Annotated in this window: 20 protein-coding genes; 14 read left to right on the plus strand and 6 right to left on the minus strand. The window is 66.6% G+C overall.

Translation table 11 applies throughout. From position 1 onward, the window contains the following. Positions 1 to 195 precede the first annotated feature (195 nt). Complete coding sequence (locus ACK4FB_RS01225; protein ID WP_409746907.1) at positions 196 to 987, plus strand: SapC family protein; 792 nt, start codon at positions 196 to 198, stop codon at positions 985 to 987. A 72-nt stretch (positions 988 to 1,059) separates the two neighbouring features. On the opposite strand, the gene ACK4FB_RS01230 is transcribed toward ACK4FB_RS01225, so the two are convergent. Further along, complete coding sequence (locus tag ACK4FB_RS01230) at positions 1,060 to 1,470, minus strand: acyl dehydratase (RefSeq protein ID WP_409746910.1); 411 nt, start codon at positions 1,468 to 1,470, stop codon at positions 1,060 to 1,062. Between the two features lie 2 nt (positions 1,471 to 1,472). Continuing rightward, positions 1,473 to 2,492: an NADP-dependent oxidoreductase gene (locus ACK4FB_RS01235; protein WP_409746913.1), complete on the minus strand. Its 1,020-nt coding sequence runs from the start codon at positions 2,490 to 2,492 to the stop codon at positions 1,473 to 1,475. Between the two features lie 349 nt (positions 2,493 to 2,841). On the opposite strand from ACK4FB_RS01235, the gene ACK4FB_RS01240 reads away from it, so the two are divergent. Beyond that, positions 2,842 to 3,138, plus strand: a complete 297-nt coding sequence (locus ACK4FB_RS01240) for a hypothetical protein (protein ID WP_409746916.1) — start codon at positions 2,842 to 2,844, stop codon at positions 3,136 to 3,138. Between the two features lie 58 nt (positions 3,139 to 3,196). Here the strand turns inward: ACK4FB_RS01240 and ACK4FB_RS01245 are convergent, their stop codons facing one another. Beyond that, positions 3,197 to 3,991 (minus strand): response regulator, encoded by a 795-nt coding sequence (locus ACK4FB_RS01245; RefSeq protein ID WP_409746919.1) that lies wholly within the window; start codon positions 3,989 to 3,991, stop codon positions 3,197 to 3,199. A 217-nt stretch (positions 3,992 to 4,208) separates the two neighbouring features. Between ACK4FB_RS01245 and ACK4FB_RS01250 the strand changes: the two genes are divergently transcribed. The 6 genes from ACK4FB_RS01250 (at position 4,209) to ACK4FB_RS01275 (ending at position 9,664) form a co-directional block, all read left to right on the plus strand. Beyond that, positions 4,209 to 4,412: a NepR family anti-sigma factor gene (locus tag ACK4FB_RS01250; RefSeq protein WP_409746922.1), complete on the plus strand. Its 204-nt coding sequence runs from the start codon at positions 4,209 to 4,211 to the stop codon at positions 4,410 to 4,412. Further along, the gene (locus tag ACK4FB_RS01255) at positions 4,409 to 5,020 is read left to right on the plus strand and encodes a sigma-70 family RNA polymerase sigma factor (RefSeq protein ID WP_409746924.1); all 612 of its coding nucleotides are present in this window, start codon (positions 4,409 to 4,411) and stop codon (positions 5,018 to 5,020) included. Before ACK4FB_RS01250 ends, ACK4FB_RS01255 begins: the two co-directional genes overlap by 4 nt. A 67-nt stretch (positions 5,021 to 5,087) precedes the next feature. After that, on the plus strand, positions 5,088 to 6,740 hold the full coding sequence (locus tag ACK4FB_RS01260; RefSeq protein WP_409746927.1) for a sensor histidine kinase: 1,653 nt from the start codon (positions 5,088 to 5,090) through the stop codon (positions 6,738 to 6,740). Between the two features lie 81 nt (positions 6,741 to 6,821). Then, positions 6,822 to 6,959: an entericidin A/B family lipoprotein gene (locus tag ACK4FB_RS01265; protein ID WP_409746930.1), complete on the plus strand. Its 138-nt coding sequence runs from the start codon at positions 6,822 to 6,824 to the stop codon at positions 6,957 to 6,959. Positions 6,960 to 7,124: 165 nt separating this feature from the next. Continuing rightward, positions 7,125 to 8,576: an NAD-dependent succinate-semialdehyde dehydrogenase gene (locus ACK4FB_RS01270; RefSeq protein WP_409746932.1), complete on the plus strand. Its 1,452-nt coding sequence runs from the start codon at positions 7,125 to 7,127 to the stop codon at positions 8,574 to 8,576. A gap of 83 nt (positions 8,577 to 8,659) precedes the next feature. Next, positions 8,660 to 9,664 carry a hypothetical protein gene (locus ACK4FB_RS01275; protein WP_409746935.1) on the plus strand — a complete coding sequence of 335 codons (1,005 nt, stop codon included), beginning with the start codon at positions 8,660 to 8,662 and terminating at the stop codon, positions 9,662 to 9,664. An 8-nt stretch (positions 9,665 to 9,672) separates the two neighbouring features. Here ACK4FB_RS01275 and ACK4FB_RS01280 read toward each other — a convergent pair whose 3' ends face one another. Further along, entirely contained in the window at positions 9,673 to 10,149 is a 477-nt protein-coding gene (locus ACK4FB_RS01280; RefSeq protein ID WP_292106398.1) for an Lrp/AsnC family transcriptional regulator, read from the minus strand. A 129-nt stretch (positions 10,150 to 10,278) separates the two neighbouring features. Between ACK4FB_RS01280 and ald the strand changes: the two genes are divergently transcribed. Then, a complete protein-coding gene (gene ald / locus ACK4FB_RS01285) occupies positions 10,279 to 11,391 on the plus strand; it encodes an alanine dehydrogenase (RefSeq protein ID WP_409746938.1) in 1,113 nt (370 codons plus the stop codon). Positions 11,392 to 11,464: 73 nt separating this feature from the next. On the opposite strand, the gene acnA is transcribed toward ald, so the two are convergent. Beyond that, complete coding sequence (gene acnA / locus ACK4FB_RS01290) at positions 11,465 to 14,161, minus strand: aconitate hydratase AcnA (RefSeq protein ID WP_409746942.1); 2,697 nt, start codon at positions 14,159 to 14,161, stop codon at positions 11,465 to 11,467. A 188-nt stretch (positions 14,162 to 14,349) separates the two neighbouring features. On the opposite strand from acnA, the gene ccmA reads away from it, so the two are divergent. Both ccmA and ccmB read left to right on the plus strand, forming a co-directional pair. Continuing rightward, complete coding sequence (ccmA, locus tag ACK4FB_RS01295; protein WP_409746944.1) at positions 14,350 to 14,967, plus strand: heme ABC exporter ATP-binding protein CcmA; 618 nt, start codon at positions 14,350 to 14,352, stop codon at positions 14,965 to 14,967. Beyond that, positions 14,964 to 15,629 (plus strand): heme exporter protein CcmB, encoded by a 666-nt coding sequence (gene ccmB, locus ACK4FB_RS01300; RefSeq protein WP_409746947.1) that lies wholly within the window; start codon positions 14,964 to 14,966, stop codon positions 15,627 to 15,629. Before ccmA ends, ccmB begins: the two co-directional genes overlap by 4 nt. A gap of 12 nt (positions 15,630 to 15,641) precedes the next feature. Here the strand turns inward: ccmB and ACK4FB_RS01305 are convergent, their stop codons facing one another. Further along, complete coding sequence (locus tag ACK4FB_RS01305) at positions 15,642 to 17,096, minus strand: peptidase S41 (protein ID WP_409746950.1); 1,455 nt, start codon at positions 17,094 to 17,096, stop codon at positions 15,642 to 15,644. A 124-nt stretch (positions 17,097 to 17,220) separates the two neighbouring features. On the opposite strand from ACK4FB_RS01305, the gene ccmC reads away from it, so the two are divergent. The 3 genes from ccmC to ACK4FB_RS01320 are packed head-to-tail and all read left to right on the plus strand — an operon-like array spanning position 17,221 to position 18,640. After that, positions 17,221 to 17,943: a heme ABC transporter permease CcmC gene (gene ccmC, locus ACK4FB_RS01310; protein WP_409747092.1), complete on the plus strand. Its 723-nt coding sequence runs from the start codon at positions 17,221 to 17,223 to the stop codon at positions 17,941 to 17,943. Between the two features lie 2 nt (positions 17,944 to 17,945). After that, positions 17,946 to 18,095, plus strand: a complete 150-nt coding sequence (gene ccmD / locus ACK4FB_RS01315; RefSeq protein ID WP_409746953.1) for a heme exporter protein CcmD — start codon at positions 17,946 to 17,948, stop codon at positions 18,093 to 18,095. Then, on the plus strand, positions 18,092 to 18,640 hold the full coding sequence (locus ACK4FB_RS01320) for a DsbE family thiol:disulfide interchange protein (RefSeq protein ID WP_409746956.1): 549 nt from the start codon (positions 18,092 to 18,094) through the stop codon (positions 18,638 to 18,640). The genes ccmD and ACK4FB_RS01320 overlap by 4 nt, the downstream gene beginning before the upstream one ends. Positions 18,641 to 18,922 lie beyond the last annotated feature (282 nt).

Genomic DNA, 18,922 nt, shown 5'->3' on the forward strand with positions numbered 1-18,922 from the left:
AGCTTCGGCTTCAACGAGCGCGACGCGCACATCGTCCTTCCCAAGACCCGTATCGTGCCGGTGATGTGCGCATGTTTCGGCCATATCCCCTCAGCTAGTGCTTCCGGCGCCGATCCGCAATCCGCGCCTGCGTTGCCGATGACGGCGTCGTGGGGTAAACGCGTGCTCCCCATTAACACCCGAGCCTTTGTCTTCATGTCCGACACACAAGCGACCGAAAGCCCGCTCAGCGGCAACGTTCTGTTCTACAGCCAGCCGGAACCGCTGAACGCGGAGACTCACGGCAAGCTGGGCGTGAACCAGGCGGAGAAGCCCTATTCCTTCGTCAGCGGCACCAATCTGGTCCCCCTGACGGTGACCGAGTTCGCCCCTGCGGCGTTGTCCTTCCCGGTCGTTTTCCTCGGCCAGCCGAAGTCGCCGGTTGCGGTTATGGGCCTGCGTCAGGACCAGAACCTCTTCGTTAATGAGGACGGTCAGTATCAGGCCTCGGCCTATCTGCCGGCGTTCGTGCGGCGCTATCCGTTCGTTTTCGCCAATGACGACCAGAACCAGCGCATGGTGCTGTGTATCGACCGCGCTGCGCCTTTCGTGGCCGAGGGCGGCGCCGTGCCGTTGTTTCAGGACGGCAAGCCGTCCAGCTTCACCGAACAGGCCATGAAGTTCTGCAACGACTTCGAGACCGAGCGCCAGCGCACCGTCCGTTTCGTCGAGGTGCTGGAGGAGCTTGATCTGTTCGAGGTCAAGGAAGCCAACTTCACCCCGCGTAATCCCGACGGCACGCCCGGTCAGGTGCAGCGGCTGGCCGAGTATCACGCCGTGTCCGAAGAGAAGCTGAAAAACCTGCCCGCCGAGAAGCTGGCTGAACTGCGCGACAACGGCGCATTGGGCCAGATTTACGCCCACCTGGTTTCGTTGCTGGGGTGGGACCGCCTTGTGGCAATGACGTTCGAGCGCGCCAACCCGGCGCCGTCCGCCGCCAACGCCTGATCACCCGGGCTGAAGTTCAAAAGGCGGCGGAGGGATCCGCCGCCTTTTGTATGTTTGCTGGTCGCGAGTCGTTCAGCGGCGCATGAGAAGCGTGCGGGTCAGGCACGAGAAAACCAGCCGCCCGTCCTCGTCCAGCAGATCGTGCTGGGCGATGACGACGCCGCGGGTGTCTCCAACCGGATCCTTGCCCATCACCGTCAATCTTCCACGCAAAAGCTCGCCGACCGGCGGGTTTCGCATGAACCGCAGGGCGTCAACCGCCAGCCCCTTGCTGATCGCCATGCCCCGCTCGGCTTCATCGGCCAGTCTTCGCCAAAGGGCGTAGACCATGGCCTCCGGGGCCCCGTCTGCGGCCGGCCAGTGAGGCGCGAACCGTTCGATGAAGCCTTCCAGCGCCTCTGCATCCACGGCGCACGCGCCAATAGGAATGACCTGACCGACCTGGATGTCCTCGAAATGCAGGGGGTCGGTCGGTTCTGTCATGCTCAGGCGGGCTCCTCGGACACCTTGACCAGCAGCTTGCCGTCATGGTCGCCGGTGAACAAGCGGTTCAGCGAATCCAGCGCTGATTCCAGTCCCTCGTCCACATGGACTTTCCACTGGATTTTCCCCTCGGCCAGCCATGGCCCCATTTCAGCGACCATTTCGCGGGCGCGGTGCGCGTAGTCCAGCACCAGGAAGCCGCGCACGCTCAGACGGTGGGTGATGATGCGGGCGAAATTGGGCGAGGGCGGCGGCCGTGTTGCATTGTACGCCGAGATCAGGCCGCAGACCGCAATGCGTCCATGCACATTCATTCGGTTCCACACCGCATTCATGATGTCGCCGCCGACATTCTCGAAATTGATATCAATGCCGTCCGGCGCCAGGCGGTCCAACGCCTCGCCCACGTCCTCGTTCTTGTAGTCCACCGCGCCGTCGAAACCGAGATCCTCGGTCAACCAGCGACACTTCTCCGGTCCGCCCGCGATGCCGATGACCCGCGCGCCCCTCAGCCTGGCGATCTGGCCCGCGATGGAGCCCACAGCGCCGGCCGCTGCCGAAATCACCATGGTCTGGCCCGCTTCGGGACGGCAGACGTCGGTTACCCCGAAATAGGCGGTCAGACCGGTCATCCCCAGGACGCTGAGATTGGCGGTCAACGGCAGGCCCGGAGCCCGGTGCACCGGGCGCAGGCCGTCTTCGTGGACCACGGCGTAGAGTGACCAGCCGCCCGAGATCGGCGTGACAATGTCGCCCTTCTTGAACCGACCGGACCGGGTGTCTTCAACCACGCCCAGGGTCAGACCGCGCATGACCTCGCCGAGTTTCACAGCGGGAAGATAGCCTTCAGCGTCGTTCATCCAGGTGCGGTTCGTGGGGTCCAGGGACAGATATACGGTCCGGACGAGAACCTCGCCTTCGCTCAAGGCGGGGACAGGGCTTTCGACCAGCTCCAGGTCGGTCGGCTGAACCAGACCCCTGGGGCGTTGTCGCAGGAGCCATTCACGATTGGTCAGGGCCATAATCAATCTCCACTGAAGACGTTTTCTTTCAGAACGCACCTTGGCGGCGCGGGAGCCGCCTGTCGATACGAAGGCAAGAAAAAGGGCGGGTTCCCGAAGGAACCCGCCCAGTCTGCATCATCGAGAATGAGGCGCGGAGGCGACAGACTGGCTTTCGCCAGTCTCAAGTCGGGGGGGCGTCGCCGCCTCCGCATGATGAGAACACCAAGGGCCCCCGGCAGTTCCGCCGCCTCGGAAAATAATTCCCCGTTCGGGCGAACGGCAAAGCTTCGGAACAGCCAAGCCGGCTCAGCGTTGCTTCAGGGAACGAGCAACGGCCCTTGTAAGGCCAAAGACCCTGGAGCCCAGAATGACTGATCAGCCGCCGCACGACCCCGACAGGACCAGGAACGCCGATGCCCCCGGTGCAGTAGTGTCTCCCCAACGCGCCCGTCAGGGGCGGTCCGGCGTACGGATCCTTCTGGTGATGGTGGTTTCTCTGGCCCTGATCGTGCTGCTCTACATGCTTCTGTGGGGCGGAACCCAGGAGCAGATGGGGGAGCTGGAAACCTCCGCCGATGAAAGAGCCGCCGCCGCGACTTTCGAGGGTGACGCCTCGGGCCCCCCGCCGCCCGTGGATGGCGTCCAGCCAGCCACGCCTGAGTAGGAACAAAAAAGGCCCGGCGAAAGCCGGGCCTTTTCTTATCCAATGAGGCCGAACGGCGTCAGGCGACTTCCGTCTGGCGCGCCGGATGGAAGAACAGCGCCTGGCTGATCGCCGCCTTGACCGTTTCCGGCTGGAACGGCTTTGTGATCAGGAAGGTGGGCTCGGGACGCTCTCCGGTCAGGAGGCGCTCGGGAAAGGCCGTGATGAAGATCACCGGCACATTGATGCTCTTCAGGATGTCCTTGACGGCGTCGATGCCCGATGAGCCGTCCGCCAGCTGGATATCCGCCAGCACAAGACCGGGGCGATGACGGGAAACCGCGTCCACCGCTTCGTCGTGGGTGGTGGCGGTGGCCGAAACCTTGTGGCCCAATTCCTTGACCAGGGATTCAATGTCAGCCGAGATGATCGGTTCATCCTCGATGATCAGCACGTCCGTGGCCAGTTCGGCGTCAATCTCACGCTGGGCTTCGCCGATGAGGCTCTCGATATCGCTGAGCTCAGCCCCCAGAATCTGGGCCGCCTCCGAGGGCGTGAACCCTTCCAGCGCCGTCAGCAGGAACGCCTGACGGGATTTGGGCGCGATCTTCATCAGCCTCTGCGAAGCGTCATCGCCGCTCTCAAGGCCGCTCTTGTCCTCCAGCCGGGCGCCAGTCGCGAGCCAGATGGTATGGAAGATGTGATACAGCGCCACACGCGGCGTCATGCTGGCGGGAAGCTGTTGCTCCCCGGCCGCGAGCGCCTCCAGCGCAACGCGGACATAGTTGTCGCCGGTGCTCTGGTCGCCGGTGAGGGCGCGTGCATAGCGGCGCACGTAAGGCAGGTGAGGCGCGAGTCTCGCCAGAAGGCTCATTCTTGGATTTCCCCGACAATTGCATTCCGTCCGGCCCGGTACGTAACCGGGTGTGATCTGGGCCAACGTATCCGCAAGGCAACGGTTCCCGATGGATGATCAAGCTTGAGCATTAAATCGGGTTCATGCAGGAACTCCCGCCGGAAGCGGGCGTTCACCGTCCCGCACTGACACGCAATGGCGTGCGCATCATCAAGAGTTGGGCGGCAAGCGCTTCATGATCGATCAATCACATCCCTCGCGACGCATTCCGGAGCCGTCGGAGGAAGGAGACGCCGGGCTGGAAGAGGCGCGGCTGCGCCAGCAGGCCATAGGGGTCAAGTTGCGGCACATGTTCGACCAGGTGGTCAATGAGCCCGTGCCGGACGAATTTCTCGATATTCTTCGCAAGGCCGACCAGAAGGCCGAGGGCGGCTCATGACGGGCGCGCGGTCAGCGGCTCCCAAGCCCCCTTCGGCGGACGATGAAGCCTTCAAGGCCCAGCTCGTCACCCTCATTCCGCACTTGCGCGCTTTCGCGCGGACGCTGGCCGGCGACCCGACGGCGGCGGACGACCTGGCTCAGGACGCGATGATGAAGGCGTGGGATGCACGCGCCAGCTACCAGATGGGCACCAACATGAAGGCCTGGACCTTCATGATCCTGCGCAACCAGTTCTATTCCGAAAAGCGTCGGTCGTGGCGTCAGTCCCAACTGGACCAGGAGGCGGCTGAACGCACGCTGGTGGCGGTGGATGACCCGGAAGCGCCCGTCGCTCTCGATGAATTGCGGCTGGCTCTGGCCAGTCTTCCGGAAGAACAACGTGAGGCCCTTGTCCTGGTAGGCGCGGGAGGCTTTGCCTACGAGGAAGCCGCTGAAATTTGCAACTGCGCGGTCGGCACGGTGAAGAGCCGGGTCAGTCGTGCGCGCAGGGCGCTTCAGCAGACGCTGGAGCGCGGCGGCTACGCCCGGGACGGCAAGGCGGCCGGCGACGCCATGCGCTCCATTCTCGCCGACGCGGACCGGCTGAGCGCGCAGCGGCAGGGTTAGGGCCGTGGTCAGGTTGGGGCGACGCTCCTCCAGGGCCCAGGGAATTCGCTTCCGTCTGGCCGCCGCCATGGCGGTCGCGCTCCTGCCGATCCTCCTGCTCAGCGCGGTGCAGACCCAATCCGCCTTTCAGCGGGAGTCGGAAGACCGACGCCACGATCTGGTCCTTGCCGCAGAACGCAGCGCCGCCACGGCCAAGGCGAGGCTGGACAGCGCCACGGTGTTGCTGGAGGTCCTGCGGCCGGAAGCTCTGGGTCTGTATTGTGCGCCGCGCTTGCGCGCGCTGGTGACAGACCTGGATGGGTACGACGCTCTTTATCGTTTCAGCCCTACGGGTCGCGTGGCCTGTGCTTCAACATCTGTCCAGGGCGACGTTACCGTTCGCAACGAGAGCTGGTTTGCGAGAATTCAGGGCGGAGAGCCCGTCGTTCTGACGCGCGCCCCCGATGGGCTGGCGACGGAACCCTCGCTGCTGGCGGCGGTCCGTTCAGAACGGCCCCTGGGCGCGTTTGACGGGGTGCTCGTCGCCGTCATTCCCCTGTCGGCGCTACAGCCGGACGTCAGCGACCGGGCTCTTCCCGAAGGCACCCAAGTGGCGTTGACCGATGCGTCGGGTGCAATTCTCACGGCGACCGATGCGGATGCATTTCGTACGGGGGAGCCCGACGGGCTCACCGGGTGGGTGGAGCGTGCGCGGCAGGGCGCATTTGATTTTCGCGCACGAGATTCTTCCGGTCGAAACCGGCTGTACGCGGGTGCGGCCCTTGCCGGACGCGATGTATATGTTCTGTTGTCCACGCCTGATCCGGGACTTCTGTCCTGGGCCCAGCTCAACCCCACCGGAACGCTGTTGCTGCCCTTGGCGGCCTGGTTGATGGCGTTTCTGGCTGTGATGATTTTCACGGAACGCATCGTCATCCGCTGGCTGGATTATCTGGAACGGGTCGCCTCGATCTACGCCAAGGGAAGGTTCACCGTGCGGCCCGTGCAGGCCGAGAACGCGCCGGCTGAAATCCGGGTTCTCGCGCGTACCCTGGACGAGATGGCCGAGGCCATAGGCGAACGCGATCATGAGCTCACCAAGTCTCTGGCGGAGAAGGACGCGCTGATGCGCGAAATCCACCACAGGGTGAAGAATAACCTCCAGATCATTTCATCGCTGCTCAGCATGCAGCAGCGAGCCCTGACCGATCCGGCCGCCAGGGCCGCCATCGGCGACACACGCCAACGCATATCGGCCCTGGCCCTGATTTACCGGACCCTCTACCAGAGCGAGGATATCCGCGAGGCGGATCTGGCGGATTTCCTGCGCGAGCTTACAGGCCAGTTGATTGCGGGAGAGTCCGGAAGGGGCCCCGTGGTCTCCAGCGAGGTTTCGGCGGATTCCCTCATTATCGATCCGGATCGTCTGGCGCCGCTCGCCCTGTGGGCGGTGGAGGCGATCTCCAACGCCCAGAAGCACGCATTCGCCGAGCGGGGAGGATCGCTCAAGGTGCGCTTCCGTGTCCTTGAGGACCGGTGCGTGCTGGAAGTCGAGGATGATGGCCCGGGGGCGGGCGCTGCTGCGTTGGTGGATGGCGTGGGTGGAACCCTCATGACCGCATTCGCTCGGCAACTGCGCGGGACCCTTGATTTCGACACCCCTGAACAAGGCGGCATGATTGCGCGTCTGACCTTCCCGAAGCCCGGGCCGCCGCCTTCGTCACCCCACGCCGCAGCCTGACGGAACGCCCGCCTCACGCGCGCGTTAGCTTGACCGTCAATGTCACGCTCCGGCGCCGCCGGGGCCATAGGAGCAAGACTCATGCGCAAGCTTTTCACCCTCGCCGCCGCTGCGGCCCTGATGACCGTCGCCGCCTGCAATACCATTTCGGGCGTTGGCCAGGACGCCCAGGCCGCTGGTCAGGCTGTCGAGCAATGCGCCGAAGGTCAGACCTGCTGATCACGGCCCAAGTCTGAGTCATGACCAGGCCCCGGAATCTCATGGTTCCGGGGCTTTCGTCTGTCTGGACCCATTCCGGCTCACAGACTAGAATTCGGCTTTGAAATCCGGGTCCCGGCGCGAACGTTTGCCCGTGACATCTTCCCCATCGCCAGGAGTTTCGCCATGCCCGACCCCAGGACCGCCGGCCGCGCGCTGATCCGCGAACACGCCCTGATCTCAGGCGAAGCGATCCCGGTGAAGGGCGAAGGCATCGCCGTGGACGACCCGGCCACGGGCGAGATAATCGGCCATGTGCCGGATCTCGGCGCGGCCGAGACCGAGCGCGCCGTACGGGCTGCACACGACGCCTTCGCCGACTGGTCGCGATCGGACCCTCACGAGCGCGCCGCCTTCCTGCGCCGCTGGGCCGCCCTTATCGATGAAAACGCCGACGGCCTCGCGGGCCTGATGGCGCTGGAGAACGGCAAGACGTTGACCGAGGCCAAGGGCGAGGTCGCCTACGCAAACGGCTTCATCAAATGGTCGGCGGGCGAGGCCGAGCGTATTCTGGGCGAAACCCAGGACACCCCGCTGGGGCATCTGATCGTGACCTTCAAAGAGGCCGTGGGTCCCTGCGCCATGATCACGCCGTGGAACTTCCCGGCCGCTATGCTGGCCCGGAAACTGGGGCCCGCCTTCGCCGCAGGCTGCACGGCGGTGGTCAAGCCCGCCAGCCAGACGCCCTTCACCGCCATCGCCCTGGTCGAACTGGCCTATGAGGCGGGCCTGCCCAAGGGCGCCCTGTCGATCGTCACCGGCGACGCGGCGACCATCGGCGGCGTCCTGACAGCCTCGCCCCTGATCCGTAAACTGTCCTTCACCGGCTCTACGCCGGTGGGCCGCAAGCTGGCGGAACAGTGCGCCCCAACCCTGAAGAGGGTGTCCATGGAGCTGGGCGGCGCCGCGCCCCTGATCGTGTTCGAGGACGCCGATCTGGATCTGGCTGTGGCCGAGACCATCAAGGGCAAGTTCCGCAACTCCGGCCAGACCTGCGTCTGCCCCAACCGGGTCTATGTGCACGCCTCCATCGCCGAGACCTATGCGGAGCGCCTGGCCGCCGTGGTGGCGAAGCTCAAGGTCGGGAGCGCCTTCGAGGCGGACGTGAAGGTCGGCCCGCTGATCGAGGGAAAGGCCCTGGACAAGGTCGAGGAGCATGTGGCGAAGGTCCAGGCCGCCGGCGGAAAGGTGCTGACCGGCGGATCGCGCCACGCGCTGGGCGGCCGCTTCTTCCAGCCCACCGTGACCCTGGGCGGCGACGACGCCCTGTTCCGCGAGGAGGAGACCTTCGGGCCGCTGATTCCCGTGTTTCCGTTCGAGGACGAGGCCGAGGTCCTGCACAAGGCCAACGCCACGCCCTATGGCTTGGCCTCCTTCGTCTTCACCCGCGATCTGGACCGGGCCATGCGCGTGGCCCGCAGGCTGGAGAACGGCATCGTGGGCGTGAACGCGGGCATGGTCTCGACGCCGGTGGCTCCCTTCGGCGGGGTCAAGCAGTCCGGCTACGGCCGAGAGGGATCGATCCACGGCATCGAGGAATATCTGGACATCAAGGCGGTGACCCTGAACCTGCGCTAGAGGTCAGGCGCCGTCAGGCCGAGCCATCTTGCCCTCTTGGGCGCGTCGCTTTCAACTGGCCGGCGACATGATGGGAGGGGTTCATGATCGTACGACCGGCCGCCGTGGCCGCCGCCCTGCTGGCCTGCGCGCCCGCCGTCGCCCAGACGCCAGATGGCGGTCCGTGGCGGCTGCAGCGGCTATACGCCCCGACGACCGAGGTGCATGAGCCATTCCGCTTCTGGCTCTCCGTGCCCGATCTGGCCGTCGCGCAGGGCGAAGCACGGCCGCGCCTGCGCATGATGATGCTGAACCCGGATGGCGGCTGGTCAGTCATCACGACCGAGTACCATTGCGGCGAGAACCGCACCCGTCCGATCGAGGCGAGGACTTTCGACGCCGGGGGCCGTGAACTTTACGCGGACGCGTGGGATGACGCGACTCGCGATCTCAGCCCGGTGATCCCGGACTATGTGGTGTACGGCATGGTCTGCAACGGCCAGGACGCCGGCGCGGACGAAATCTCCACCCTCGCCGCGGGCCGGGAACTGGAGGCCGAAGACCATGCCCGCTACCTAGTCATCGCCGAGGCGGCGGCCGCCGCGGCGGCTGCGATCCCGTCCGTCGAGGAGGCCTCTTGCTATCGCAACCTCATGCGCAACCCCTTCTTCGCCATTCCCGGATCGACGTCGACGGACGACGGCGCGGTTCCAGTCTCGCGGGTGTTCATGGGCTCGAGGGAAACGCTGTGGGCGTGGCAGGCCGCCGCCGGCCGGCCCCCGCGCTGGACATCCCCGGAAACGCCCGGCGAGGGGCCGCTCTATCTGGCCGAGGGCGAGGGCGTCATGCAGACCGATGTTCGAGCGACCGCGGGACGTTGGCGACTGGTGATCGGCGCGGCCAATGACGGCGACGCGCCGACGGAAGTGACCGTGACCGTCGACGATGGCGAAAGCCAGGTCATTGCACTGGAACCGCTGGGCCCGCCGACGGTGAATGTCATCGAGCTGGAGCTTCCAACCGATCCCGACGGTCTGAGCGTCACCCTGACCGGCCACGGCCCCGGCGAGGCCCGACTGATGATGGCCTGTCTCACCAAGCTGGACTGACCTTCTGTTCAGACCGGCAAGGCCCCGCGCTTGACCACTGTGCGCATGGACACCGACGAGGACACCCGCGTCACCCCGGGAATGCGGGTCAGCTCCTTGGAGTGGATACGTTCGAGGTCATCCACGTCCCGGACCACAAGACGCAGCAGATAGTCAGAACCGCCGGTCATCAGGTGGCATTCCACCACCTCGGGCACCGTGGCGATAGCGGTCTCGAAGGCGGTCAGCGCGCTTTCCGACTGGGACGACAGGGTCACGGTGACGAAGACGCTGATCGGCAGGCCCACGGCCCGTTCATTGATGATGGCGGTGTAGCGGCTGATGACGCCCGCTGCCTCCATGGCCCGCAGGCGACGCAGGCAGGCGGACTCAGACAGGTTCACCGCGCGGGCCAGATCCACATTGCTGATGCGGCCGTCCTCCTGCAGGGTGCGCAGCATCTTTCGGTCGGTGACGTCCAGTTCAACGGCGGAAACGGTCTTCATGGCGACTCCTGACGCAATATCCTGCATGTTTACGCGGATCAGGCGATGAAAAGAAGCAGGAACCTGCCCAATGCCCGGGCGTAGATTGCGCTCAACCCACACCGGGACCAAGCTCAGGGAGAGATCATCATGCGCGTCGGCGTGCCCAAGGAAATCAAGCCCAACGAACACCGCATCGGCCTGACCCCCACCGCCGTGCGGGAATACGCCGCGCGGGGCCACGAGGTCCTGATCGAGAAGGGCGCCGGCCTGGGCGCCGGTTTCGCCGACGACGCCTATGAGGCGTGCGGCGCGAAGATCGTCCCCGACGCCGCCGCCGTCTTCGACCAGGCCCAGATGATCGTGAAGGTGAAGGAGCCGCAAAAGACCGAGTGGCCGCGCCTGAAACCGGACCAGATCCTGTTCACCTATCTGCACCTGGCGCCCGATCCCGATCAGACCAAAGGCCTTCTGGAGTCCGGCTGCGCCGCCATCGCCTATGAGACGGTCACCGACGCCAAAGGCGGCTTGCCGCTGCTGGCGCCCATGTCCGAGGTGGCCGGCCGCATCGCCGTGTTCTCGGCGGCCGAGACCCTGCTGAAGCACAACGGCGGCATGGGTCTGCTGCTGTGCGGCGTGCCCGGCGTGGCGCCCGCCCGCGTGGTGGTTCTGGGCGGCGGCGTGGTCGGCATGAACTCGGCCCGCATGGCCCTGGGCCTGAACGCCGAGGTGGTGGTGATGGAGCGCTCCATCCCCCGCATGCGCGAGATCGACGAGGCCACCTCGGGCCGGGTCATCACGCGCTTCTCCTCCATCAACGCCATCGAGGAGGAAATCCTCAAGGCCGACGTGGTCATCGGCGCGGTGCTGGTGCCCGGCGCCTCGGCGCCCAAGCTGATCAAGCGTGAGCATCTGTCGCGCATGAAGCCCGGTTCGGTGCTGGTGGACGTGGCCATCGATCAGGGCGGCTGTTTCGAGACCAGCCGGCCGACCACCCACGAGGACCCCACCTATGAGGTGGACGGCGTGGTGCACTACTGTGTCGCCAACATGCCGGGCGCCGCCCCGCGCACCTCGTCCGAGGCCCTGAACAACGCCACCCTGCCCTTCGGCCTGGCGCTCGCCGACCATGGCCTGGACGCCCTGAAGAAGGACCCGCATCTGGCGCGGGGCCTGAACGTGCTGGGCGGCAAGATCACCTATCCCGCCGTGGCTGAAGCCCTCGGCATGGACTACGTGGATCCCTACGGCGTCTGGGCCTGAACCAGGACCGCAGCCATGAAAAAGGGCCGGAGCAGCGATGCTCCGGCCCTTCGTTTTTTCAGTATGGAGGCGATCAGCCCCGCGCCAGATTCCGCAGCACGAACGGCATGACGCCGCCGGCCTTGAAGTATTCCAGCTCGGTCTGGTTATCGATGCGGCAGCGCACCGGGAAACGGGCCATCTTGCCGTCCGACGGGCGGAACAGCTCGACCCACAGCTCCTGACGGGGCTTCAGCTTGCCGGTGTTGACGTCCGACAGGCCGCGGATGGTGACGATCTCCTCGCCGGTCAGGCCCAGACGGGTCCAGCCGTCCTGCTTGAACTGCAGCGGGACCACGCCCATGCCGATCAGGTTGGAGCGGTGGATGCGCTCATAGCTCTCGGCGATGACCGCCCGCACGCCCAGCAGGTTGGTGCCCTTGGCCGCCCAGTCGCGCGACGAGCCGGTGCCGTATTCCTTGCCGGCGAACACCACCAGCGGACGGCCTTCGGCCTGATAGCGCATGGCCGCGTCATAGATCGACATGGTGTCGCCCGACGGGAAGTGCTTCGTCACCCCGCCCTCGATCTCCGGCGTGATCTTGTTGCGGATGCGGATGTTGGCGAAGGTGCCGCGCATCATGACTTCATGGTTGCCCCGGCGCGCGCCGTAGCTGTTGAAGTCCAGCGGATCGACGCCGTGCTCGGTCAGGTAGGCGCCGGCGGGCGAGGCCTTCTTGATGGCCCCGGCCGGGCTGATGTGGTCAGTGGTGATGGAGTCGCCGAAGATGCCCAGCACGCGCGCTTCAATGATGTCCTCGACCGGGGTCGGCTCCATCGACAGGCCCTCGAAATAGGGCGGGTTGCGCACATAGGTGGAGGTGTCGTCCCAGGCGTAGGTCTGGCCGCCCTCCACGTCGATCTTCTGCCAGTGCTTGTCGCCCTTGAAGACGTCCTTGTAGCGCTTGGCGAACATCTCGGGCGTGACGCAGGAGCGCTGCAGTTCGGCGATCTCGGCGCCGGTCGGCCAGATGTCCTTCAGGAAGACATCCTTGCCCTTCTTGTCCTGGCCCAGCGGCTGGGTGTTCAGGTCGATGCGCATGGAGCCCGCGAGGGCGTAGGCCACCACCAGCGGCGGTGAGGCCAGGTAGTTGGCGCGCACGTCCGGGTTCACGCGGCCTTCGAAGTTGCGGTTGCCCGACAGCACCGAGGTGGCGACCAGATCGTTGTCGTTGATGGTCTTCGAGATGGCCGGGTCCAGCGGGCCGGAGTTGCCGATGCAGGTGGTGCAGCCGTAACCCACAAGGTTGAAGCCCAGGGCGTCCAGATCCTTCTGCAGACCCGCGGCCGTCAGATAGTCCGTGACCACCTGGGAGCCGGGCGCCAGCGAGGTCTTGACCCACGGCTTGACCGTAAGCCCCAGGGCGTGGGCCTTGCGCGCCACCAGACCCGCGGCGATCAGGACCGAAGGGTTGGAGGTGTTGGTGCAGGAGGTGATGGCGGCGATCACCACGTCGCCGTCGCCCAGATCGAATTTCTCACCCTCGACCTCGGCGCGCGGGGCGTCGGTCGGTCGGTTGAAGACCTCGCCCAGCGCCGTTTCGAAGGCCGAGGCGGCGATGGTCAGCTCGACCTTGTCCTGCGGACGCTTGGGTCCGGCCAGCGACGGCACGACCTCGGCCATGTCCAGTTCCAGCACGTCGGTGAATACGGGGTCCTCGCTGGACTCGTCGATCCACAGCCCCTGCGCCTTGGCGTAGGCCTCGACCAGCGCCACCCGGGCCTTGTCGCGGCCGGTTGCGGTCAGATAGTCCAGCGTCGCCCGGGACACCGGGAAGAAGCCGCAGGTGGCGCCGTACTCAGGCGCCATGTTGGCGATGGTGGCCTGGTCCTCGATGGTCAGGGCGGTGACGCCCGGGCCGAAGAATTCCACGAACTTGCCGACCACGCCCTTCTTGCGCAGCATCTGGGTGACGGTCAGCACCAGATCAGTCGCCGTGGCCCCTTCTGGCAGACGCCCGGTCAGCTTGAAGCCGATGACTTCCGGGATCAGCATGGGGATCGGCTGCCCCAGCATGGCCGCCTCGGCCTCGATGCCGCCGACGCCCCAGCCCAGCACGGCAAGGCCGTTGATCATGGTGGTGTGAGAGTCAGTGCCGACGACGGTGTCCGGATAGGCCACGGTCTTGCGGCCTTCCTCGGCGGTCCACACGGTCTGGGCCAGATTCTCCAGATTCACCTGGTGGCAGATGCCGGTGCCGGGCGGCACGACGCGGAAATTATTGAAGGCGGTCGAGCCCCAGCGCAGGAACTTGTAGCGCTCCATGTTGCGCTCATACTCGCGGTCCACGTTCTGGTCGAACGCCTTGGGGGTGCCGAAATGGTCCACCATGACCGAGTGGTCGATGACCAGATCCACGGGATTCAGCGGATTGATCTTGGACGGATCGGCGCCCAGCGCGGTCATGGCGTCGCGCATGGCGGCCAGGTCCACCACGGCCGGGACGCCGGTGAAATCCTGCATCAGCACCCGGGCGGGACGGAACGCGATCTCGTGCTCGACCGAGCCCTTGTTGTCGATCCAGGCGGCCACGGCCTTGAGGTCGTCCTCGGTGACCGAAACACCGTCCTCGTTGCGAAGAAGGTTCTCCAGCAGCACCTTCATGGAACGCGGCAGGCGGGAAATCCCGGCCAGACCGGCTTCCTCGGCGGCGGGAAGGCTGTAATAGGCGTATTTCTTGCGCCCGACGGAAAGGTCCTGACGGGTCTTGAGGCTGTCGTTCGACGGCATGGTAGGAGAGTTCCTCTGGTCTACGCCGCCCGACAATCCGGTTGCGCCTTCGCGCTGCAGGCGCAGGGGCGCACAGGTCCCCGGCGCGCGCGGCGAAAGCCTGCTGCGGCGAGGCTGGATATAAGCCCAAGCGGCGCGGGCGTCCATGTATCCACGACGCCGACGTGGACATTGCGAACGGATCGCACATGATCGCCCTCATCTCCATCGACAATCTTGGGCTGTCGCGGGGCGAGCGGGTGCTGTTTCACGGCCTGACCGTTGATCTGAAGGCTGGCGAAGCCCTGGCCCTGACCGGGGCCAACGGAGCGGGCAAGACCAGTCTGTTGCGCGCGGTGGCCGGTTTCATTCGTCCGGATGCGGGCGGCGTGCGCTTCCTCGACAAGGCCGGCGTCGACCTCGAACCCGAGACCGTCCGCGCCCGCCACATCCATCTTCTGGGCCATCTGGAAGGGCTGAAGGGCGCCCGCACGGCGCGGGAAGAGCTGGCCTTCCAGACCGCCTGGTGCGGTGGCGCGGACATAGCCCCGGCGACAGAAGCCCTGGGTCTCGCCCCCCTTCTGGACCTGGAGACCCGCAAGCTGTCGGCCGGTCAGCGACGGCGCCTGTCGCTGGCCCGGTTGATCGCCGCGCCCCGCGCCCTGTGGCTTCTGGACGAGCCGCTGGCGCCGCTGGACGTTCGCTGGCGTGGGGTCGCGGCGCAGTTGATGAGGGAGCATCTGGCGGGCGGCGGCATGGTGATCACCGCCGTTCACGACCCGCTGGACCTGCCCTGCCGCACGCTGGACGTGGGTGGGGGACGATGAGCGCTGTCCGCGTCCTGCTGAAGCGCGAGTTGTCCCTGGCCTGGGGCGGGGGCGGGGGGCCGCTGCTGGCCTGCGGCTTCTTTCTGGCCCTGACCGCCATCGTGCCGCTGGCGGCGGGCGGCGACCCGCGCGTGCTCCAGCCGGTGGCGGGCGGCGTCGCCTGGATTGCGCTGGCCCTGGCCAGCCTGTTGTCGCTGGAAAGGCTATTCGAGCGGGATTTCGAGGACGGGGCGCTGGATCTGCTGACGCTGGGGCCCCTGCCGCTGGAGGCGGTGTTCGCCGTCAAGGCTCTGGCCCAATGGCTGGCCATCGGCCTGCCGCTGGCCGTCGCCGCGCCTGTGGCGGCCATTGCGCTGGGGGTCGATCCGGGCTGGGCGCCGCTGATCCTGGGCTCGGCCCTGCTGGGCAGTCTGGGCTTCGCCTTCACCGGGGCGTTGGGCGCCGCTTTGGCGCTGGGTTCGAAGCGGGGCGGCCTGTTGATCGCTGTGGTGGTGCTGCCCCTGTTCATCCCGCCGGTGATCTTCGGCGCGGGTGCGCTGGAGCAGGCGCTGACCGGGCTGTCCCCATGGCCGGCCCTTGCGCTTCTGGGGGCCTACACCCTGTTCGCGGTTGCGCTCAGCCCCGTCGCCGGCGCGGCGGCCATCCGGAACGCACAGGGGTAGCCGCGGGCCGTCTCAGTTCGCCGTCAAATGGACAAGCCAGGCCTCGATGGCGGCCGTGTCGCCCATGTCGCCGGTCCAGTCGTGGGCGGGGGGCACGCTTTCGTTGTTGCCCCGCGCCCGGCCGCGATAGACCTTCATCGGCACATAGGCGGCGACCCGTCCGCTCGGCAACGGGATGTCGCGGACGTCCATGTAGACGCTGTCGGCCGACGTTTCCTGCCCTGCGGTCACGGCCCCCATGGCGGTGAAGAAGTCCACGGCGTCCAGACACGCCGAGGCGCACCCGGAATCCGTCAGCACATAGACCCGACCCCTCATGGGTGAAGGTCCTTCCGGAGCCGCAGGGGACGGCTCGTCCTCGCTCTGCCGCCACAAGGGCTGTGCGGCCTCCATGGCGGCCCGCATGCCTTCGGCGATCTCGCTGGCCCAGGTCACCGCCTCCGGCTGATCGGCGAAGACCACGTCCCTGTAGTACTCTATGGTTTCGAGGTTTCCGGGCGAGACGCGCCAGTCGACGCCCTCTGAACGTGGCCCGAGTGCGCGGAATCGATCATCGCCCCACAAGGCCCGTGCGATGCGGGAGGACCAGAGGGACGAGCCGCCGTTGTTCCCGCGCAGGTCGAAGACAACCATCGGCGCCGCCCGGATTTCATCAGCCCGGGCTTCAACCTCTGCGGTGAGGGCGGTGAGGCGCCGCCCCTCCTCGGTGGCCGGGTCGCTCTCGAAGCTCCCCAGGCTGATCCAGACCCCCTGATCAAGAACGCGCATCTCTACGGGCGCGAAATGGCGCGGGGCGCGCGCGGCGGCCCGGCCTTCATCCCGCTCCGTTTCGGACAAGGGCCGCCAGGTCAGGCGGTAGGTCCGCGTCTCGCCCCCCACCTGAAAATCGCACATGCGGGGCCGCGCGACGTAGGGGTTCATCTGGTCGATGAACAGATTGGCGGAATGGCGGGACCGTTGGGATTTCAGGTTCCAGCGTCCGGCCGTCCGCCCCAGAAGGTCGGTCGCCAGCGTCCCGGCCGGACGCCCGTCGCACTGAAGAAGCACGGCGCCGATGGGGGGGGCTGTTTCATCGCCGGTGAACACAACCTCATGCCGCTCCACGCCGCCGGAGTCGCGCAGGCCGGTCATGAAGCCCGGCCATTGCAGGAGCCACCTGTGGCCCATGCCTTGCCAATCGGTCAGGCCCAGATGCCCGTCGTCGAAAGAGGCCTCGTACTCGCGCAGGGCATAATACCAGTGCGGGTAGCTGTCCGCCGTCTCCGCGCGCTCGAGTGCGCGGGCAAGGCCGTTCGCCAGAAGGTCGCCGAAGCCGGGATTTTCGGAATCAACCGGGCCCGCGTGGTTCTCGGCCACTGCATCGTGAAAGGCGCGGGCGTCCTCCGCCAGTGCGGCGCCCCAGTCGGCGGGCTGCGGAACAGGATCCTGCGCGGTCGCAAACGCCGTCAGCGCAGCCAGAATGATCATGCCGATGTCCCCCCTCAGAATAAGACCCAGACTGCCCGAAGTGCGAGAATTGGCCAATTAAAGATACGTCATGCGGCGCCGCGTCCGCTTGCCCGTGGCCCCCCCCGCGCGTATGCGCCTGACCATGGTTTTCGGCCTCGCCAATCCTGATCGCTTCATGCGGTTCACGCGGCCCGTGACGCCCGTGGTCTGGGCGCTGGCCGGCGTGCTGCTGCTGGCTGGCGTATGGCTGAGTTTCACCGCGCCGGAGGATTATCAGCAGCTGGACACGGTGCGGATCATGTTCGTGCATGTTCCGGCCGCATGGCTGGGCCTGGCCGCCTATGTGGCGCTGGGGGTTTCATCGTTTTTCGCCCTGGTGTTCCGTCATCCGCTGGCCGACGCGGCCGCTCGCGCCGCGGCCCTGCCCGGCGCTGTGTTTACGGCGCTGGCGCTGGCGACGGGCTCGCTTTGGGGCAAGCCCATGTGGGGCGCCTGGTGGGTATGGGACGCGCGCCTGACCAGCGTCGTGGTCCTGTTCCTTTTCTATGTGGCCTACATGGCGCTGCGCGCCGCCATCGACGATGAGGCCCGGGCCGCTCGCGCCGCCGCAATTCTGGGACTGGTGGGACTGGTGAATCTGCCGGTCGTGAAATTCTCGGTGGACTGGTGGAACACCCTGCATCAGCCCGCGTCCCTGCTGCGGGCCGAAGGACCATCGATGACCGCCGCCCACCTGACGCCGCTGCTGGTGATGGGGCTGGCCTATATGATGCTGTTCACGGCGCTGTGGCTGACCGACATCCGCAGCGAGGTGCGTCGGCGTCGTGTTCTTTCCCTGCGCGCCCGCGCGGCCCGGGAGGCTTGACCATGCTCGACCTGGACATGGGCGCCTACGCGGCCTTCGTCTGGCCCGCCTGGGGGATCAGCGCTCTGGCCCTGGCCGCCCTCGTTGCGCGCAGCACCATCGCGGCGCGACGCTGGAAACGCGAGCTGGACCGGTTGGAGAACGGAGAATGAAGCGCTGGCTGGCCGTCGCTCCGCTGATCGTTCTGGTCGCTCTCGCGGTGTTGTTCGCCGGCTGGTCCCTGCGCCGGGACCCGGCCTATCAGCCTGACGCGATGGTGGGGCAGGCTGTGCCCGCCCTGACCCTTGCGGTTCTGATCGATGGCGCGGCCGGGCCGGGGCAGGCCGATCTTGTCACGGCGGCGGCGGGCCAGCCGACAGTCGTCAATGTGTTCGCGTCCTGGTGCGCGCCGTGCCGCATCGAGCATCCGCAACTGATGGCGCTGCGCGAGCAGGGCGTTCGGGTCATTGGCGTGGCCTACAAGGACGATCCCGCCGCCACCGCCGCTTTCCTGGATGAGCTGGGCGATCCGTTCGCCTTGGTGCTGGTGGATGCTGACGGCAGGCTGGGACTGGAACTGGGATCGTCAGGGGTGCCTGAGACTTTCGCAGTCGATCCGTGGGGAACCATCACCGCCAAGCATTCCGGGCCGATCGTGGACCAGGCCGATCTTGACCGCCTGACTGAAGGTCTCGCCCCTGCGCGCTGGTCGCGTTAACCCTTTTTCCAGACGCCCTGTTAACCATCAGGGCATGAGCCCGATTCGTCCTGACTTGCCGACGCCGCGTCACGCCGCCACCCACCCGGTGGCCACCACCACCGCGCGGGTGGCCCAGGCTGCGTTTTTTCAGCAGGCGCTGGCCGGCGTAAGGGCGGCGCAGCAGTCTCAGCCCACGGACAGGACGCCCGTCGCTGAACCTGCAAGGCGTTCATCCCCTTCGCCTGAAGTCGAGAGTTCAGACCGTCTGCGGCGACCCGGGTCGCTGATTGACATCCGGGT

The sequence above is a fragment of the Brevundimonas sp. genome (genome assembly GCF_046299535.1).
Lineage (GTDB): Bacteria > Pseudomonadota > Alphaproteobacteria > Caulobacterales > Caulobacteraceae > Brevundimonas.

Bases quoted from the DNA above. Each gene is read 5' to 3' on its own strand.
- ACK4FB_RS01225 (WP_409746907.1), top strand. From the start codon at position 196: ATGTCCGACACACAAGCGACCGAAAGCCCGCTCAGCGGCAACGTTCTG.
- ACK4FB_RS01230 (WP_409746910.1), bottom strand. From the start codon at position 1,470: ATGACAGAACCGACCGACCCCCTGCATTTCGAGGACATCCAGGTCGGT.
- ACK4FB_RS01235 (WP_409746913.1), bottom strand. From the start codon at position 2,492: ATGGCCCTGACCAATCGTGAATGGCTCCTGCGACAACGCCCCAGGGGT.
- ACK4FB_RS01240 (WP_409746916.1), top strand. From the start codon at position 2,842: ATGACTGATCAGCCGCCGCACGACCCCGACAGGACCAGGAACGCCGAT.
- ACK4FB_RS01245 (WP_409746919.1), bottom strand. From the start codon at position 3,991: ATGAGCCTTCTGGCGAGACTCGCGCCTCACCTGCCTTACGTGCGCCGC.
- ACK4FB_RS01250 (WP_409746922.1), top strand. From the start codon at position 4,209: ATGATCGATCAATCACATCCCTCGCGACGCATTCCGGAGCCGTCGGAG.
- ACK4FB_RS01255 (WP_409746924.1), top strand. From the start codon at position 4,409: ATGACGGGCGCGCGGTCAGCGGCTCCCAAGCCCCCTTCGGCGGACGAT.
- ACK4FB_RS01260 (WP_409746927.1), top strand. From the start codon at position 5,088: ATGGCGGTCGCGCTCCTGCCGATCCTCCTGCTCAGCGCGGTGCAGACC.
- ACK4FB_RS01265 (WP_409746930.1), top strand. From the start codon at position 6,822: ATGCGCAAGCTTTTCACCCTCGCCGCCGCTGCGGCCCTGATGACCGTC.
- ACK4FB_RS01270 (WP_409746932.1), top strand. From the start codon at position 7,125: ATGCCCGACCCCAGGACCGCCGGCCGCGCGCTGATCCGCGAACACGCC.
- ACK4FB_RS01275 (WP_409746935.1), top strand. From the start codon at position 8,660: ATGATCGTACGACCGGCCGCCGTGGCCGCCGCCCTGCTGGCCTGCGCG.
- ACK4FB_RS01280 (WP_292106398.1), bottom strand. From the start codon at position 10,149: ATGAAGACCGTTTCCGCCGTTGAACTGGACGTCACCGACCGAAAGATG.
- ald (WP_409746938.1), top strand. From the start codon at position 10,279: ATGCGCGTCGGCGTGCCCAAGGAAATCAAGCCCAACGAACACCGCATC.
- acnA (WP_409746942.1), bottom strand. From the start codon at position 14,161: ATGCCGTCGAACGACAGCCTCAAGACCCGTCAGGACCTTTCCGTCGGG.
- ccmA (WP_409746944.1), top strand. From the start codon at position 14,350: ATGATCGCCCTCATCTCCATCGACAATCTTGGGCTGTCGCGGGGCGAG.
- ccmB (WP_409746947.1), top strand. From the start codon at position 14,964: ATGAGCGCTGTCCGCGTCCTGCTGAAGCGCGAGTTGTCCCTGGCCTGG.
- ACK4FB_RS01305 (WP_409746950.1), bottom strand. From the start codon at position 17,096: ATGATCATTCTGGCTGCGCTGACGGCGTTTGCGACCGCGCAGGATCCT.
- ccmC (WP_409747092.1), top strand. From the start codon at position 17,221: ATGGTTTTCGGCCTCGCCAATCCTGATCGCTTCATGCGGTTCACGCGG.
- ccmD (WP_409746953.1), top strand. From the start codon at position 17,946: ATGCTCGACCTGGACATGGGCGCCTACGCGGCCTTCGTCTGGCCCGCC.
- ACK4FB_RS01320 (WP_409746956.1), top strand. From the start codon at position 18,092: ATGAAGCGCTGGCTGGCCGTCGCTCCGCTGATCGTTCTGGTCGCTCTC.